This is a genomic window from Streptomyces inhibens (assembly GCF_022221585.1).
Lineage (GTDB): Bacteria > Actinomycetota > Actinomycetes > Streptomycetales > Streptomycetaceae > Streptomyces > Streptomyces inhibens.
In genome coordinates, this window is record NZ_CP084681.1 from 5,101,238 (window position 1) to 5,115,725 (window position 14,488).

Annotated in this window: 13 protein-coding genes; 7 read left to right on the forward strand and 6 right to left on the reverse strand. The window is 66.8% G+C overall.

The annotated features are described in order from the left end of the window. Positions 1-42: 42 nt before the first annotated feature. On the reverse strand, positions 43-723 hold the full coding sequence (locus tag KI385_RS23275) for a PadR family transcriptional regulator (protein WP_238574087.1): 681 nt from the start codon (positions 721-723) through the stop codon (positions 43-45). A 361-nt stretch (positions 724-1,084) separates the two neighbouring features. Between KI385_RS23275 and KI385_RS23280 the strand changes: the two genes are divergently transcribed. Both KI385_RS23280 and KI385_RS23285 read left to right on the forward strand, forming a co-directional pair. Continuing rightward, entirely contained in the window at positions 1,085-3,751 is a 2,667-nt protein-coding gene (locus KI385_RS23280; protein ID WP_425356942.1) for a transglycosylase domain-containing protein, read from the forward strand. A 128-nt stretch (positions 3,752-3,879) separates the two neighbouring features. Continuing rightward, the gene (locus KI385_RS23285) at positions 3,880-5,361 is read left to right on the forward strand and encodes a glycosyltransferase family 87 protein (RefSeq protein ID WP_238574088.1); all 1,482 of its coding nucleotides are present in this window, start codon (positions 3,880-3,882) and stop codon (positions 5,359-5,361) included. Between the two features lie 94 nt (positions 5,362-5,455). On the opposite strand, the gene KI385_RS23290 is transcribed toward KI385_RS23285, so the two are convergent. The 3 genes from KI385_RS23290 to KI385_RS23300 form a co-directional block, all read right to left on the reverse strand. Further along, positions 5,456-6,487 (reverse strand): alanine racemase, encoded by a 1,032-nt coding sequence (locus tag KI385_RS23290; protein WP_238574089.1) that lies wholly within the window; start codon positions 6,485-6,487, stop codon positions 5,456-5,458. A gap of 65 nt (positions 6,488-6,552) precedes the next feature. Further along, positions 6,553-7,671, reverse strand: a complete 1,119-nt coding sequence (locus KI385_RS23295) for a lipid II:glycine glycyltransferase FemX (protein ID WP_238574090.1) — start codon at positions 7,669-7,671, stop codon at positions 6,553-6,555. 125 nt (positions 7,672-7,796) lie between these two features. Beyond that, a complete protein-coding gene (locus KI385_RS23300) occupies positions 7,797-8,114 on the reverse strand; it encodes a hypothetical protein (RefSeq protein WP_238574091.1) in 318 nt (105 codons plus the stop codon). Between the two features lie 228 nt (positions 8,115-8,342). Between KI385_RS23300 and rpsF the strand changes: the two genes are divergently transcribed. From rpsF to rplI, 4 genes are all read left to right on the forward strand, one after another. After that, positions 8,343-8,633, forward strand: coding sequence for a 30S ribosomal protein S6 (gene rpsF, locus KI385_RS23305; protein WP_006604399.1), 291 nt, complete (start codon positions 8,343-8,345; stop codon positions 8,631-8,633). Between the two features lie 82 nt (positions 8,634-8,715). Further along, positions 8,716-9,309 carry a single-stranded DNA-binding protein gene (locus KI385_RS23310; protein WP_238574092.1) on the forward strand — a complete coding sequence of 198 codons (594 nt, stop codon included), beginning with the start codon at positions 8,716-8,718 and terminating at the stop codon, positions 9,307-9,309. Positions 9,310-9,419: 110 nt separating this feature from the next. Beyond that, complete coding sequence (gene rpsR / locus KI385_RS23315) at positions 9,420-9,656, forward strand: 30S ribosomal protein S18 (RefSeq protein WP_003978893.1); 237 nt, start codon at positions 9,420-9,422, stop codon at positions 9,654-9,656. 18 nt (positions 9,657-9,674) lie between these two features. Beyond that, positions 9,675-10,121: a 50S ribosomal protein L9 gene (gene rplI / locus KI385_RS23320; protein ID WP_238574093.1), complete on the forward strand. Its 447-nt coding sequence runs from the start codon at positions 9,675-9,677 to the stop codon at positions 10,119-10,121. A gap of 80 nt (positions 10,122-10,201) precedes the next feature. On the opposite strand, the gene KI385_RS23325 is transcribed toward rplI, so the two are convergent. Next, positions 10,202-11,071 carry a trypsin-like serine peptidase gene (locus KI385_RS23325; RefSeq protein ID WP_238574094.1) on the reverse strand — a complete coding sequence of 290 codons (870 nt, stop codon included), beginning with the start codon at positions 11,069-11,071 and terminating at the stop codon, positions 10,202-10,204. 41 nt (positions 11,072-11,112) lie between these two features. Next, complete coding sequence (locus tag KI385_RS23330) at positions 11,113-12,450, reverse strand: MATE family efflux transporter (protein WP_238574095.1); 1,338 nt, start codon at positions 12,448-12,450, stop codon at positions 11,113-11,115. Positions 12,451-12,925: 475 nt separating this feature from the next. Between KI385_RS23330 and dnaB the strand changes: the two genes are divergently transcribed. Continuing rightward, positions 12,926-14,398 (forward strand): replicative DNA helicase, encoded by a 1,473-nt coding sequence (gene dnaB / locus KI385_RS23335; protein WP_238577812.1) that lies wholly within the window; start codon positions 12,926-12,928, stop codon positions 14,396-14,398. Positions 14,399-14,488: the final 90 nt, after the last annotated feature.

The window sequence follows — 14,488 nt, forward strand, 5'->3', positions numbered from 1 at the left end:
GTTGCTCCCTGTGTTCTCGATGAGGACCTGCACAGCAGAGCCTCATGTGGTGGTGTCATCGGACGGATCCGGCCGGGAACCACCCCGGTGCCGGGGCAGGCCGCCCGTATCTCCTGACTCGTTCTTCTTGTCCTGCGCTGCGGGATCCGGTGCGCGCTGATCGCGCCCGGCACGCTCACTCTCGATGAGGTCGTTCAACCAACGGACTTCGCGCTCCACGGATTCCATGCCGTGCCGCTGTAGCTCGAGGGTGTAGTCGTCCAGCCGCTCGTGGGACCTGGCCAAGGAGGTACGCATCTTCTCGAGGCGCTCCTCCAGCCGGCTTCGGCGGCCTTCCAGCACGCGCATCCGCACGTCCCGCGACGTCTGGCCGAAGAATGCGAAGCGGACGCCGAAGTGCTCGTCCTCCCATGCATCCGGTCCGGAGTGGGCGAGCAGCTCCTCGAAGTGCCCTTTGCCCGCTGCGGTCAATCGGTAGACGATCTTGGCTCGGCGCCCTGTCAGAGCCGCGGCGGGAACGCCCTCCGGGGCGCCGTCCGTCTCCTCGATGAGCCAGCCGCTCGCGACCAGCGCCTTGAGGCAGGGGTAAAGGGTGCCATAGCTGAACGCACGGAAGACACCGAGCGAGGTGTTGAGCCGTTTTCGCAGCTCATAGCCGTGCATCGGGGACTCACGGAGCAGGCCGAGGACGGCGAACTCAAGGATGCCGGAACGTCTGCTCATCCTCCGCCTCCTTGGCCGCGTGCGTACTTTATGTCGTGCTGATGTATCGACTCGATACATCCAGACGATAGAACGGCCACCTGGGTGGAACAAGAGGGGGGACGGTGAACGGCGTCACATCACCAATTCGTGCTAATCGACGTGACTGATTTGGAGTGAATTTCAACACTGGGCAGGTTTTGGCGGTGCGTAGTCTGTGCGGCATGCAGACTGCCGGGAACCGTGGGCCTATATCAGGCGTCCTCGTCCTCGGTGTAGTGCGGCTCGCGCCTCAGGAGCGGGTCGTGCATCGGGGGGACCTGAAGACAACTGCCGCCTTCAGGCGACGAGATAGCGCGCCTGCCCGAGGAGTATTCGTTCCATGAGCGAGCACCGTCGCAAACCGCCACAGCCGCAGAGTGGCGGACGTGCCGCGGCCCGACGCGCCGCACAGCAGCCACCAGGGCGTCGTTCCGCCCCTTCACGTGGCTCTGCTGCCGGTCCTGTCCCGCACTCCGAACCGTCCGGCCAGGAGTCGCAGCTGGGCGGGCGGGCCGAGGCTCGCAGAGCCGCCCAGCGTGGCGGCCGCCGGCGGGCATCCGATGCCTCGGCCATGGCCACCGGCGGTGGCGCCGGCGGTCGTGGTGGTGGGGGCCGTCGCGGTGGTGGCGGTGGCGGCCCGGAGGGAGGTCGTGGACGCGGTCGCGGCAGCGGGAAGCCTGCCAAGAGGCGCTTCATCGACTACCCGCGTGCCAACCGCATCGGGTGGAGACGCTTTGTGCCGTCCTGGAAACAGGTGGCCAGCCTCTGCGTCACCTTCCTCGGCGTGATTGTCGGCGCCTCCGGGATAGCGCTGGCCTTGGTGCATGTCCCGAGCGAGAGTGATGCCGCCAAGTCGCAGAACAACGTCTACCTCTGGGCCAATGGCAAGATCATGGCCCGCGACGGTGAGACAAACCGGCAGAACGTCAATATCGCCGAAATTCCGACCTCCATGCAGAATGCGGCGATCGCCGCGGAGAATGCTTCATTCCGGACGGACTCGGGTGTGGACCCGATGGGTATCGCGCGTGCCGTGCTCAACATGGCCAAGGGCGGCGAGACCCAGGGTGGATCGACCATCACCCAGCAGTACGTCAAGAACGCGATGCTGAGCCAGCAGCAGACCCTCGACCGCAAGTTCAAGGAACTGTTCATCGCGATCAAGGTCGGCTGGCGGATGGACAAGAGCAAGATCCTTCAGGGGTACCTGAACACCAGCTACTACGGGCGCGGCGCCTACGGGATTCAGGCAGCGGCTCAGGCGTACTACGGCAAGGACGCAAGCAAGCTGAAGCCGAGTGAGGGCGCCTTCCTGGCGACCGTGCTCAAGGGTGCCGACCTGTATGACCCGGCAGGCGGTACGGGCCCGGGTGCCTCCGTCGCGGAGAACACCAAGCGTGCCAAGGCGCGGTGGTCCTGGATCCTCGACCGCGAAGTCGAGAACAATCTCATGACGAAGCAGGAGCGGGCGCAGTACACGAAGTTCCCCATGCCGAACAGGCCGAAGGCGGTGGCCAGCAAGGGCGGGCAGATCGGCTACTTGATGGACACCGCGAAGAAGTACGTGCTGAAGCACGGGGGCATCAGCGAGGCACAGTTCGACAAGGGCGGATACACGATCCGGACGACCTTCGACGAGAAGAAGACCCATCAGCTTGAGGCTGCGGTCAAGAAGGTCAATAAGCGATACATCGATCCAAAGAAGCGCGCGAAGGACAAATACGTCCAGTTCGGTGGTGCCTCCGTGGTGCCGGGAGACGGCAAGATCGTCGCCCTGTACGGCGGTGAGGGCTACGACAAGGGGCACTTCAGCAACAACGCCGACACTTTCGGTGTGCCGGTCGGCTCGACCTGGAAGCCGTTCGTGCTCGCTGCGGCGATGAAGTACGGCACCATCGCGAGCCATGGAACGGCGGTCTCGCCGGACAGCCGTTACAACGGCGATGACCATCTCAAGGTCAAGAACGCGGACGGCACTTACGTCATGAAGAAGGACAACTCGCCCTTCTATCAGGAGAACGAGAGTAATCATCCCTGGGGCTATATCCCTCTGACCAAGGCGATGGAGCAGTCCGTCAACACGCCATTCGTTCAGCTCGGCATGGATGTCGGGATGGACAAGGTCCGGGACATGGCAGAGTCCGCGGGTATCGCACCGGCCAGCTTCGACAAGAACCTGAACCCGTCGTTCGCGCTGGGCACCTCCACACCGAGCGCGATTCGTATGGCCGATGCCTATGCGACTTTTGCGGAGTCGGGAACGAAGGTCGAGCCGTATTCGGTGACCAAGGTCAGCAAGGAGGGCGAGGACCTGACGGGCTTCGAGAAGCCCAAGCAGCAGACCGCGATGGATTCCAACATCGCCAACAATGTGACCAAGGTGCTGGAGAACGTCATCCAGAACGGCACGGCGAAGGAAGCCAAGCGGCTGGGCATGCCGGCAGCCGGCAAGACCGGCACCACCGACGAGAACAAGTCGGCCTGGTTCGTCGGCTACACCAAGCAGCTTTCGACGGCCATCACGATGTTCCGTGAGGACGCGCAGAATCCGCGTCAGTTGTCGATGAACGGTGTCGGTGGCTTCGACTCGATCCACGGTGGTGCACTGCCCACCGAGGTGTGGACCGAGTACATGCTGCAGGCGATGAACGGGGTCCAAGGGGAGCCCTTCCCGCTCGCCACGTCCATCGGGCAGCGGGTGGATGAGGCGGGCATGCCGTCTCCGACGCCGACCCCGACGCCGTCGGACACGCCTACGGAGACTCCGTCGGAGACCCCCAGTGAGTCCGCTTCCCCGACGAACTCGACGAGCCCGAGCCCGACCGAGACCTGCTCCAAGTGGGACCCCCGCTGCCAGGACACCGGTGGGGCGACCAATGGGGGCACCGGGGGCGATACCGGCGGTAGTACGGGAGGTACCAGTCCTACCCCCTCGGACCCGGGCGGTAACGGCGGCGGCAATGGCAATGGCAACGGCAGTCTGTTCGGCGGCCCGACCGGTTCGTAAGGACCGCCGATGTTTCACGTGAAACGCTGACCGTTTCACGTGAAACATCGAGCGGCGAAGCCCCTGTCCGGCAAGTCGGACAGGGGCTTCGCCATGTTCTGCCCAGGGGTGTACGGCAGGATGGGGCCATGACGAGCGTGCGACGGGACGAGTCGGTACGGCCGACGAAGCGGGATGAGGTGTCGGCGGCCGGCAGCGAGCTGATCGGAGGGCCGATCGGCCGACGCGCACTGCTCGGGACGAGCTGGCTGACGCCGGTGCGGGTCATCGCGCTCGTCGCCATCGGCATGTTCGCGCTCGGCATGGTGCAGAAGCTGCCCTGTTACAACGGCGGCTGGTTCTTCGGCGCCACAAGCCAGTACACCCACGCCTGCTACTCCGACATCCCGCATCTTTATGCGGGGCGGGGCTTCGCCGAGGGGCTGATCCCGTATTTCGACCGGCTGCCCGGCGATATGGAGTATCTCGAATACCCCGTGCTGACCGGTGTCTTCATGGAGGTCGCCTCCTGGATGACCCCGCACGGAGGGGCGATCCAGCACCGCGAGCAGATCTACTGGCTGGTCAACGCCGGCATGCTGATGATCTGCGCCGCCGTCATCGCGGTGTGTGTCACCCGTACCCACCGCCGACGCCCCTGGGACGGCCTCCTTGTCGCCCTGGCCCCCGCCTTCGCCCTCACCGCCACCATCAACTGGGATCTGCTGGCGATCGCCCTGACCGCCGCCGGAATGCTGATGTGGTCACGCAGCCGTCCGCTGGCGGCCGGCGTTCTGATCGGGCTGGCGACCGCGGCGAAGCTGTACCCGGTGCTGTTGCTGGGCCCGCTGCTGGTGTTGTGCTGGCGTGCGGGAGCCTGGCGCGCGTACGGCAAGGCGGTGGCTGGTGCCGTGGTGTCCTGGCTGGTGGTGAACCTGCCGGTGATGATCACGCACAATGCGTCGGGGTTCCACATCCGGGAGGGCTGGGCGAAGTTCTACACCTTCAGCCAGGAGCGGCCCATCGACTTCGGCTCGATCTGGCTGCTGATCTCGCAGCGCACCGGGAACCCCCTGGAGAACGCGAACACCTACGCCACGCTGCTGATGATCCTGGGCTGTGGCGCCATCGGGCTGCTGACCCTCTACGCGCCGCGCCGGCCGCGCTTTGCGCAGCTCGCATTTCTCGTCGTCGCGCTGTTCATCCTCACCAACAAGGTCTACTCGCCGCAGTACGTCCTGTGGCTGACCCCGCTCGCCGCGCTGGCCCGGCCGCGCTGGCGGGACTTCCTGATCTGGCAGGGCTGCGAGGTCATGTACTTCCTGGGGATCTGGATGTACCTCGCCTACACAGGCAACGGCGACAAGCACCAGGGGCTGCCGACCGAGGGCTACCAGCTGGCGATCGCGCTGCACCTCTTGGGCACGCTCTATGTGTGTGCCGTGGTCGTACGGGACATCCTGATGCCGGAGCGCGATGTGGTCCGCAGGGACGGGGACGACGATCCGTCGGGCGGTGTTCTGGATCGCAGCCCCGATGCGTTCGTGCTGGGGCGGACGTACCACCGGCCTCGGCACGCGGTGCAGTTCGAGGGGGCGCCGCAGGTGCGCTGGGGCGCTGTAAGGGACTGAGCCGACACCGGCGTACATGCACCGGGCCCGGTGCCGCAGCGGATGTCTGCGGGACCGGGCCCTTGCTGTGTGCTGAGCTGGAGCTCAGGCCGCCTCAGCGGTCCACGATGCGGTCGAACTGCGTGGTGGTGTGCCGCAGATGGGCCACCAGTTCCTCACCGACCTGTGGCTGCGGCGCGTCCCCCGGCACGAACAGGATCGACACCTGCATGTGCGGGGGCTCCGCGAACCAGCGCTGCTTCCCGGCCCAGACATACGGGGCGAGATTGCGGTTGACGGTCGCCAGGCCGGCCCGGGCCACGCCCTTGGCGCGCGGCATCACACCGTGCAGCGCCTTGGGCGACTCCAGGCCGACGCCGTGCGAGGTGCCGCCGGCCACCACGACCAGATAGCCGTCGGAGGCCGCCTTCTGCTGGCGGTAGCCGAAGCGCTCGCCCTTGGCGACGCGGGTGACGTCGAGCACCGAGCCGCGGTACTCGGTGGCCTCGTGGTCGCCGAGCCACAGCCGCGTACCGATCCGCGCGCGGAAGCGGGTCTGCGGGAACTGCTGCTGGAGACGGGCGAGTTCATCGGCCTTGAGGTGGCTGACGAACATCGTGTGCAGCGGGAGACGGGCGTTGCGGAGCTGGTCCATCCAGCCGATGACCTCGTCGACCGCGTCGGACCCGTCGGCGCGGTCCAGCGGCAGGTGCATCGCGAAGCCCTCGAGCCGGACGTCCTCGATGGCCGCGGCCAGCTTCGGCAGATCCTCCGGCTTGACGCCGTGGCGCTTCATGCTGCTCATGACCTCGATGACGACCCGGGCGCCGACCAGGCCGCCCACGCCCTCGACCGAGGAGACCGAGCGGATCGCCCGGTCGGGCAGCGGCACCGGCTCCTCGCCGTGGCGGAACGGGGTCAGGACGAGCAGGTCGCCGCTGAAGAAGTCCTTGATACGGGCCGCTTCGTAGGTCGTCCCGACCGCGAGGATGTCGGCACCCAGGCGGGTTGCCTCTTCGGCGAGGCGCTCATGGCCGAAGCCGTAACCGTTGCCTTTGCAGACCGGGACCAGCCCGGGGAACTGCTGGAGAACGCTCTGGTGATGCGCCCGCCAGCGCGCGGTGTCGACGTAGAGGGTGAGCGCCATGGCCGGGCCCGGAACCTTTCTCGTGGCTGGGGTGTGTCAGGAGTACGAACGGTGCGGTGGAGCGGTCAGCGGCGCGCCATGTAGAGGTCGAACGCCTTGTGCAGCAGCTTGTTGAGCGGGAAGTCCCACTCGCCGAGGTACTCCGCTGCCTGCCCACCTGTGCCGACCTTGAACTGGATCAGGCCGAAGAGGTGGTCGTTCTCGTCGAGGGAGTCGCTGATGCCGCGGAGGTCGTAGACCGTGGCGCCGAGCGCGTAGGAGTCCTGCAGCATCTTCCACTGCATCGCGTTGGAGGGCCGGACCTCACGGCCGATGTTGTCCGAGGCTCCGTAGGAGTACCAGACGTGCCCGCCGACGACGAGCATCGTTGCCGCCGACAGGTTCACGCCGTTGTGGCGGGCGAAGTACAGCCGCATGCGGTTGGGGTCCTCGGTGTTGAGGGCCGTCCACATGCGCTGGAAGTAGCCGAGCGGACGCGGCCGGAAGTGGTCGCGCTCCGCGGTGATCTCATAGAGGCGCTGCCACTCGGCCAGGTCGTCGTAGCCACCCTGGACGACCTCGACGCCGGCCTTTTCGGCCTTCTTGATGTTGCGGCGCCACAGCTGGTTGAAGCCCTTGTGGACCTCTTCCAGCGAGCGGTCGGCCAGCGGCACCTGGAAGACATAACGCGGCTGTACGTCGGCGAAACCGGCGCCGCCGTCCTCACCCTGCTGCCAGCCCATGCGGCGCAGCTTGTCGGCCACCTCGAAGGCACGCGGCTCGATGTGGGTCGCCTCGACGTCCCGCAGTCGCTTGACGTCGGGGTTCTGGATGCCGGCCTTGATCGCCGTGGAGTCCCAGCGGCGGATGATGACGGGCGGGCCCATCTTCACGGTGAAGGCACCCTGCTGCTTGAGATGCGCGAGCATCGGCTGCAGCCAGTCCTCCAGATTCGGCGCGTACCAGTTGATGACCGGGCCCTCGGGGAGGTACGCGAGATAGCGCTTGACCTTGGGCACCTGGCGGTAGAGCACCAGGCCGGCGCCGACCAGCTCGCCGCTCGCGTCGAACCAGCCCAGGCTCTCCGCACGCCATTCGGCCTTGACGTCAGCCCAGGCAGGGACCTGCATGTGGCTCGCCGCGGGCAGGCTCTGGATGTATGCCAGATGCTGCTCTCGGCTAATGGTCCTCAGGGTCAGGCTCATGCGGGGCGCTCCTCGGCAGGTGTGTCCCCTTGGTCGGGGCTCCGGCTCTCGCGCCGAAGCCTACTGTGACCGGGGAGCGCCCCGTCTGGGCCATACGGGCTGGACCCCGTATGCCGCATCGGCGGCTAGCCGATGACACCGCCCCAGAGGCCGCCGTGTGCCAGGCCGAGGTAGAAGCCAAAGGCCGCTGCCCCGAGTCCGATGATCAACAGGAAGCGTTCGCCTGTCGTCGACGAGATGAACTGGCCCCACAGGCCGGTGCCGATTCCGATGAGGCCGACCCAGGAACTGATCAGGTGCAGGCTGGGAGAGAGCGTGGTGAAGACGGCGATCGCGCCGAGCACCACGGTGACAATGGCAAAGGTGTTCTCGACGGGATGGTCCTTGCCGTCGCTGTTGAGAAGCGAGAGCAAACTGCGCTGGGTCCTTGCTGCCTGTGCCATGCGGCACCTCCGATGACAGGGCGGCGCACTGTAACGCCGCTCACACCCGTTGTGTTCCAGATTGGGGGGTACAGCGGCCGGATTTCAACCGGAAGGCCTCAGGCAGGTACTCTGTACGGTCTGCGCCTATGTCTGTCCGGATGACCGGCCGGGCTCGGCGCGGAACGCATATGACCCTCCTGCCACGGAACGACCGTGGCCGCTGAGTCCAAAGGAGGTGGGTTCCACATGCGTCACTACGAGGTGATGGTCATCCTCGACCCCGATCTCGAGGAGCGCGCTGTCTCCCCGCTGATCGAGAACTTCCTCTCCGTCGTCCGTGAGGGCAACGGAAAGGTCGAGAAGGTCGACACCTGGGGCCGTCGTCGTCTCTCTTACGAGATCAAGAAGAAGCCCGAGGGCATCTACTCGGTCATCGACCTGCAGGCCGAGCCTGCGGTCGTCAAGGAGCTCGACCGTCAGATGAACCTGAATGAGTCGGTCCTCCGGACCAAGGTCCTCCGTCCCGAGACCCACTGAGCGCGCAAGCGTCCAGCGGTAACCGGGTTCGAGTAGCAGCAACACCAGCAGCCAGCAGCACACCCGCCGAGAGGTTCCCCTAATGGCAGGCGAGACCGTCATCACGGTTGTCGGCAATCTTGTCGACGACCCCGAGCTGCGCTTCACCCCGTCCGGTGCGGCGGTCGCGAAGTTCCGCGTCGCGTCCACTCCCCGCACTTTCGACCGTCAGACCAATGAGTGGAAGGACGGCGAGAGCCTGTTCCTGACCTGCTCGGTGTGGCGTCAGGCGGCGGAGAACGTCGCCGAGTCCCTTACGCGGGGTACCCGCGTGGTCGTCCAGGGCCGCCTCAAGCAGCGGTCGTACGAGGACCGCGAGGGCGTGAAGCGCACGGTCTACGAGCTCGACGTCGAAGAAGTGGGCGCGAGCCTCAAGAACGCCACGGCCAAGATCACCAAGACCAGTGGTCGCGGTGGCCAGGGCGGCGGCGGCTTCGGCGGCGGTCAGCAGGGCGGCGGCCAGGGTGGCGGCGGCTGGGGCGGCGGCTCCGGCGGCGGCCAGCAGGGCGGCGGCGCTGCTCCTGCCGATGACCCGTGGGCGACCGGCGGTCCTGCCGGCGGTGGCCAGCAGGGTGGCGGCGGCGGTGGCTGGGGCGGTAGCTCCGGCGGTGGCTACTCGGACGAGCCGCCCTTCTAGGTCCTACAGCTGGCCCGATTCCGCGTTGTTTCACGTGAAACAGCGCCGTGAAACGGCCAGGGGCCTTGAGGGCGTCAGCACAAACTTCTTGAACTCATTGGAGAGAGATAATGGCGAAGCCGCCTGCTCGCAAGCCTAAGAAGAAGGTTTGCGTGTTCTGCAAGGAGAAGATCTCCTACGTTGACTACAAGGACACGAACCTGCTGCGGAAGTTCATCTCCGACCGCGGCAAGATCCGTGCCCGCCGAGTCACCGGCAACTGCACTCAGCACCAGCGTGACGTCGCCACGGCCGTGAAGAACAGCCGTGAGATGGCGCTGCTGCCCTACACGTCCACCGCGCGATAAGGGAAGGGTGACCGACTAATGAAGATCATCCTCACCCACGAGGTCTCCGGCCTCGGCACCGCCGGCGACGTCGTTGACGTCAAGGACGGATACGCCCGTAACTACCTGGTCCCGCGCGGTTTCGCGATCCGCTGGACCAAGGGTGGCGAGAAGGACGTCGAGCAGATCCGCCGCGGTCGCAAGATCCGCGAGATCGCCACGATCGAGCAGGCCAACGAGATCAAGGGCAAGCTCGAGGGCGTCAACGTGAAGCTGGCCGTTCGCGCCGGCGACGCGGGCCGCCTGTTCGGCTCCGTCACCCCGGCCGACGTCGCCTCGGCGATCAAGGCTGCCGGTGGTCCGGACGTCGACAAGCGTCGTGTCGAGCTCGGCTCGCCGATCAAGACCCTGGGCTCGCACCAGGTCTCCGTGCGTCTGCACGCCGAGGTCGTTGCGAAGCTGGGCGTCGAGGTCGTCGCCGCGTAATCGCAGGACAACGCTGAAGGGCCGTACCCCGTCACCGGGGTGCGGCCCTTCGCCGTGTTCGGGGCGCCGAAGGCCCGGTCTCAGTCCTCGTCCTGGGCGTGCTTGTAGAGCTGGGCGATGTCGTCATCGAAGTACGCGGCATACGAGACATCGTCTTGGTCGCCGCCGCCTTCATGGCCGCCCAGGACACCGATGACCGTGCCGGTGTGGCTCTTGGGGTCGTAGTCGGCCAGCCAAGGGCTGCCGCTCGTACCGCCCTCGAAGTCGGTGCACTGGACACGCAGCTGGGTGTCGCTGAACTTCGTGGTGCGGTTCTGGCAGGAAATCGGGGTATTGCGGCTGGTGGGATAGCCGGTGATCTTGACTTCGTTGTCGAAGCCACGGTCGATGCCGAGGGTGTTGCCGCCCAGGACGTCCTGGACCTGCTTGCCCTTTTTCTTGTCGAGTATGAGGAAGGCGACGTCGAGATCCTCGTCCTGCGACTTGGCCCAGCGGTCGTCGACGATCACCTTCTTGACCTTCCACAGGCCGGTGGGCTCCTCGCCGTCGCGGTAGTCGGGGGCGAAGACAAGGTCGTTGACCGTGCTCCCGGCGTCGCTGTCGTAGGCACAGTGCGCCGCGGTGATGAGCATGTTCCGGCCTGGACTCTGCACCACGCTCGCGGTGCAGAAGTGATCGCCGGAGTCGTCCTTCTCGAAGACCGCGCCGACCCGGGCGTTCTGCTCGGTTCTGCGCGGGGTGTACGCATTGCCGTCATCGGCCGGGGCCGTGGCGGACGGGTCCTGGTCCTGGGGATCCTGGCCGCCGGCCTCGCCGGATTTGCCGAAGCTGCTGCGGCCGCCGCCGCTGCTGCTCGTATCGGTTTGCTCCGAGGCGTAGCCGACCACGGCAGCGGCCATGACGACGGTGAACGTCAGAGGCAGCACGGACTTTCTGGCAAGCGAGCGCACACGGTCATTATCGACACGCGTTGCGTGTTGCGGGAGATGCTTCAGCGGGAGGCTCCGGTCACAATCCACCGGCCCGAGCGGGTACGCAGCCACAGGGTCAGCATGCGTACGGTCATCATTAGGGCCATTGCCCACCAAAGGGCCACCAGTCCGCCGCCGAGCGCCGGCACGGCCACCGCGGCCGGCGCGAACAGGGCCAGGGTCGCCACCATCGCCCAGGCGAGATACGGGCCGTCCCCCGCGCCCATCAGCACGCCGTCGAGGATGAAGACGATTCCGGAGACGGGCTGGGTCACGGCCACGACCAGGAGCGTGGTCAGCAGCGGACCCCGCACGGCGGGGTCGGAGGTGAACAGGGGGATGAACAGCGGGCGGGCGAGCACGACCAGCACACCGAGGGCGACGCCGGAGGCGATGCCCCACTGGACCATGCGGCGGCAGGCTGCTTTGGCGCCGTCGCGGTCCTCGGCTCCGAGGTAGCGGCCTATGATGGCCTGCCCGGCGATGGCTATCGAGTCCAGGGCGAAGGCCAGCAGGGACCACAGCGTGAGCACGATCTGGTGGGCGGCGATCTCGGCGTCGCCCAGCCGGGCGGCCACGGCGGTGGCGATCATGAGAACAGCGCGCAGCGAGAGCGTACGGACCAGCAGCGGGACGCCGGCCTGGGCCGAGGCGCGGATCCCCGCGGCGTCGGGGCGTAGTGAGGCGCCGTGCCGTCGTGCACCGCGGATCACCACGGCGAGGTAGACGGCGGCCATGCCGCACTGGGCGATGACCGTGCCCCAGGCGGAGCCCGCGATGCCGAGACCGGCGCCGTAAACCAGGCCGATGTTGAGTGCGGCGTTGGCGGAGAATCCGCCGATGGCGACGTACAGCGGGGTCTTGGTGTCCTGGAGGCCGCGGAGCACGCCGGTGGCGGCCAGCACGACGAGCATCGCGGGTATGCCGAGCGCGCTGATACGCAGGTAGCTCGTGGCGTACGGAGCGGCGGTGCTGGAGGCGCCGAAGGCCTCGACGAGCCAGGGGGCGCTGGGCAGCACGGCCACGATGACCGCGGCGCCGAGCAGCAGGGCGAGCCAGATGCCGTCCATGCCCTGGCGGATGGCGGCGGAGAGTTCGCCGGCGCCGACCCTGCGGGCGACCGCGGCGGTGGTGGCGTAGGCGAGGAAGACGAAGACGGAGACGGCGGTGGTCAGCAGCGCGGCGGCGACACCGAGGCCGGCGAGCTGAGGGGTGCCGAGGTGGCCGATGACGGCGCTGTCGACCATGACGAAGAGGGGTTCCGCGACCAGTGAGCCGAAGGCGGGGAGGGCAAGGGCGATGATCTCGCGGTCGTGGCGGCGGTTGATGCGCCGCGTGGTCGCGGGAGCCTGTGTCATGCACTCAATCTAATCTTCCACAGGTAAGAGATGCAAACCCTTTGCAGTCCTTACTTTCTGCTGTGTGGAGTCACCTTCTCCGCGCCGTTTGTCGTGATCTTGAGCCAGTGGCAGAAGTTTTTCTCCCCCACAGGCTATGGATGAGAAAGTCGCAGGTCAGAGACGTGGGGTCGGGGTAATTGTGTGCTTGTCCACAGAAGTTTCCCCCGTCCCGTGCACAGGATCTGGGGACTTCTCCACAGCTGTAGGGCAGTCATCCACATGGCCTGTGGATAACCAGATTGGCGGACGGTGCCCACGGGCCTACCGTGGTCCGGCACCCGCCGCCTGTTCCGGCCTGAGAAATCGTCCGAACTCGACGCGCCGTAACCGGAGTCGGGCGTCTCGATTGTCAGAGCTGTGCCGTAAGAAAGAACAGCACAGCAAGGTCCGCGCCGCGGACGGGAGGAGGTGCCGGGTGAGCATTCCCGAGCCCATGGAGGACCCTTGGGCGGACTCCGGTCCCAGCGACCTGCTGCCGGCCGCCCGCTCCCGCCGGGGCGAGGGCAAGGGCAAGGGCCGCGGCCGCGGCGACAGACAGGACAGACAGGATCGCGACGACGACGGGGGCTCCTGGGCCGGCGGCTTCGAACGGGTCCCCCCGCAGGACCTGGACGCCGAGCAGTCCGTGCTCGGCGGCATGCTGCTGTCCAAGGACGCGATCGCGGACGTCGTCGAGGTCCTCAAGGGCGACGACTTCTACCGCCCCGCCCATGAGCTGGTCTTCCAGGCGATCCTCGACCTGTACGCCAAGGGCGAGCCGGCCGACCCGATCACCATCGCCGCGGAGCTGACCAAGCGCGGCGAGATCGGACGGGTCGGCGGCGCCTCGTATCTGCACACCCTCGTCCAGTCCGTACCGACGGCGGCGAACGCCGAGTACTACGCCGAGATCGTCCATGAGCGCGCCGTGCTGCGCCGGCTGGTCGAGGCCGGCACCCGTATCACGCAGATGGGATATGCCGCGGACGGCGATGTCGACGAGATCGTCAACAGCGCCCAGGCGGAGATCTACGCCGTCACCGAGCAGCGGACCAGCGAGGACTACCTGCCGCTCGGCGACATCATGGAGGGCGCCCTCGACGAGATCGAGGCGATCGGCTCCCGCCAGGGCCAGATGACGGGCGTGCCGACCGGCTTCACTGACCTGGATTCCCTGACGAACGGCCTGCATCCGGGCCAGATGATCGTCATCGCCGCCCGTCCCGCCATGGGTAAGTCGACCCTCGCGCTGGACTTCGCGCGCGCCTGCTCGATCAAGAGCAATCTGCCCAGCGTGATCTTCTCCCTCGAAATGGGGCGCAACGAGATCGCGATGCGTCTGCTGTCCGCCGAGGCCCGGGTGGCGCTGCACCACATGCGCTCCGGCAGCATGACGGACGAGGACTGGACGCGGCTGGCGCGCCGGATGCCGGATGTCTCGGCCGCGCCGTTGTACATCGACGATTCGCCGAACTTGTCGATGATGGAGATCCGTGCGAAGTGCCGCCGGCTCAAGCAGCGCAACGAGCTGAAGCTGGTGGTCATCGACTATTTGCAGCTGATGCAGTCCGGCGGCTCGAAGCGCGCCGAGAGCCGCCAGCAGGAGGTCTCGGACATGTCCCGAAACCTCAAGCTGCTGGCGAAGGAGCTGGAGCTCCCGGTCATCGCGCTCTCCCAGCTGAACCGTGGCCCGGAGCAGCGCACGGACAAGAAGCCGATGGTCTCCGACCTGCGTGAATCCGGTTCCATCGAGCAGGACGCCGACATGGTCATCCTGCTGCACCGCGAGGACGCCTACGAGAAGGAGTCCCCGCGCGCAGGCGAGGCCGACCTGATCGTGGCCAAGCACCGTAACGGCCCTACGGCCACGATCACGGTGGCGTTCCAGGGGCACTACTCACGGTTTGTGGATATGGCGCAGACCTGAGCGGAGCCGATGTAGGTTTCCAGATCCCGTGGCCACTTTCCATCAGCGATGGCCACTGCGTGGCCAATAGGACACGGGGATGGAAATCAT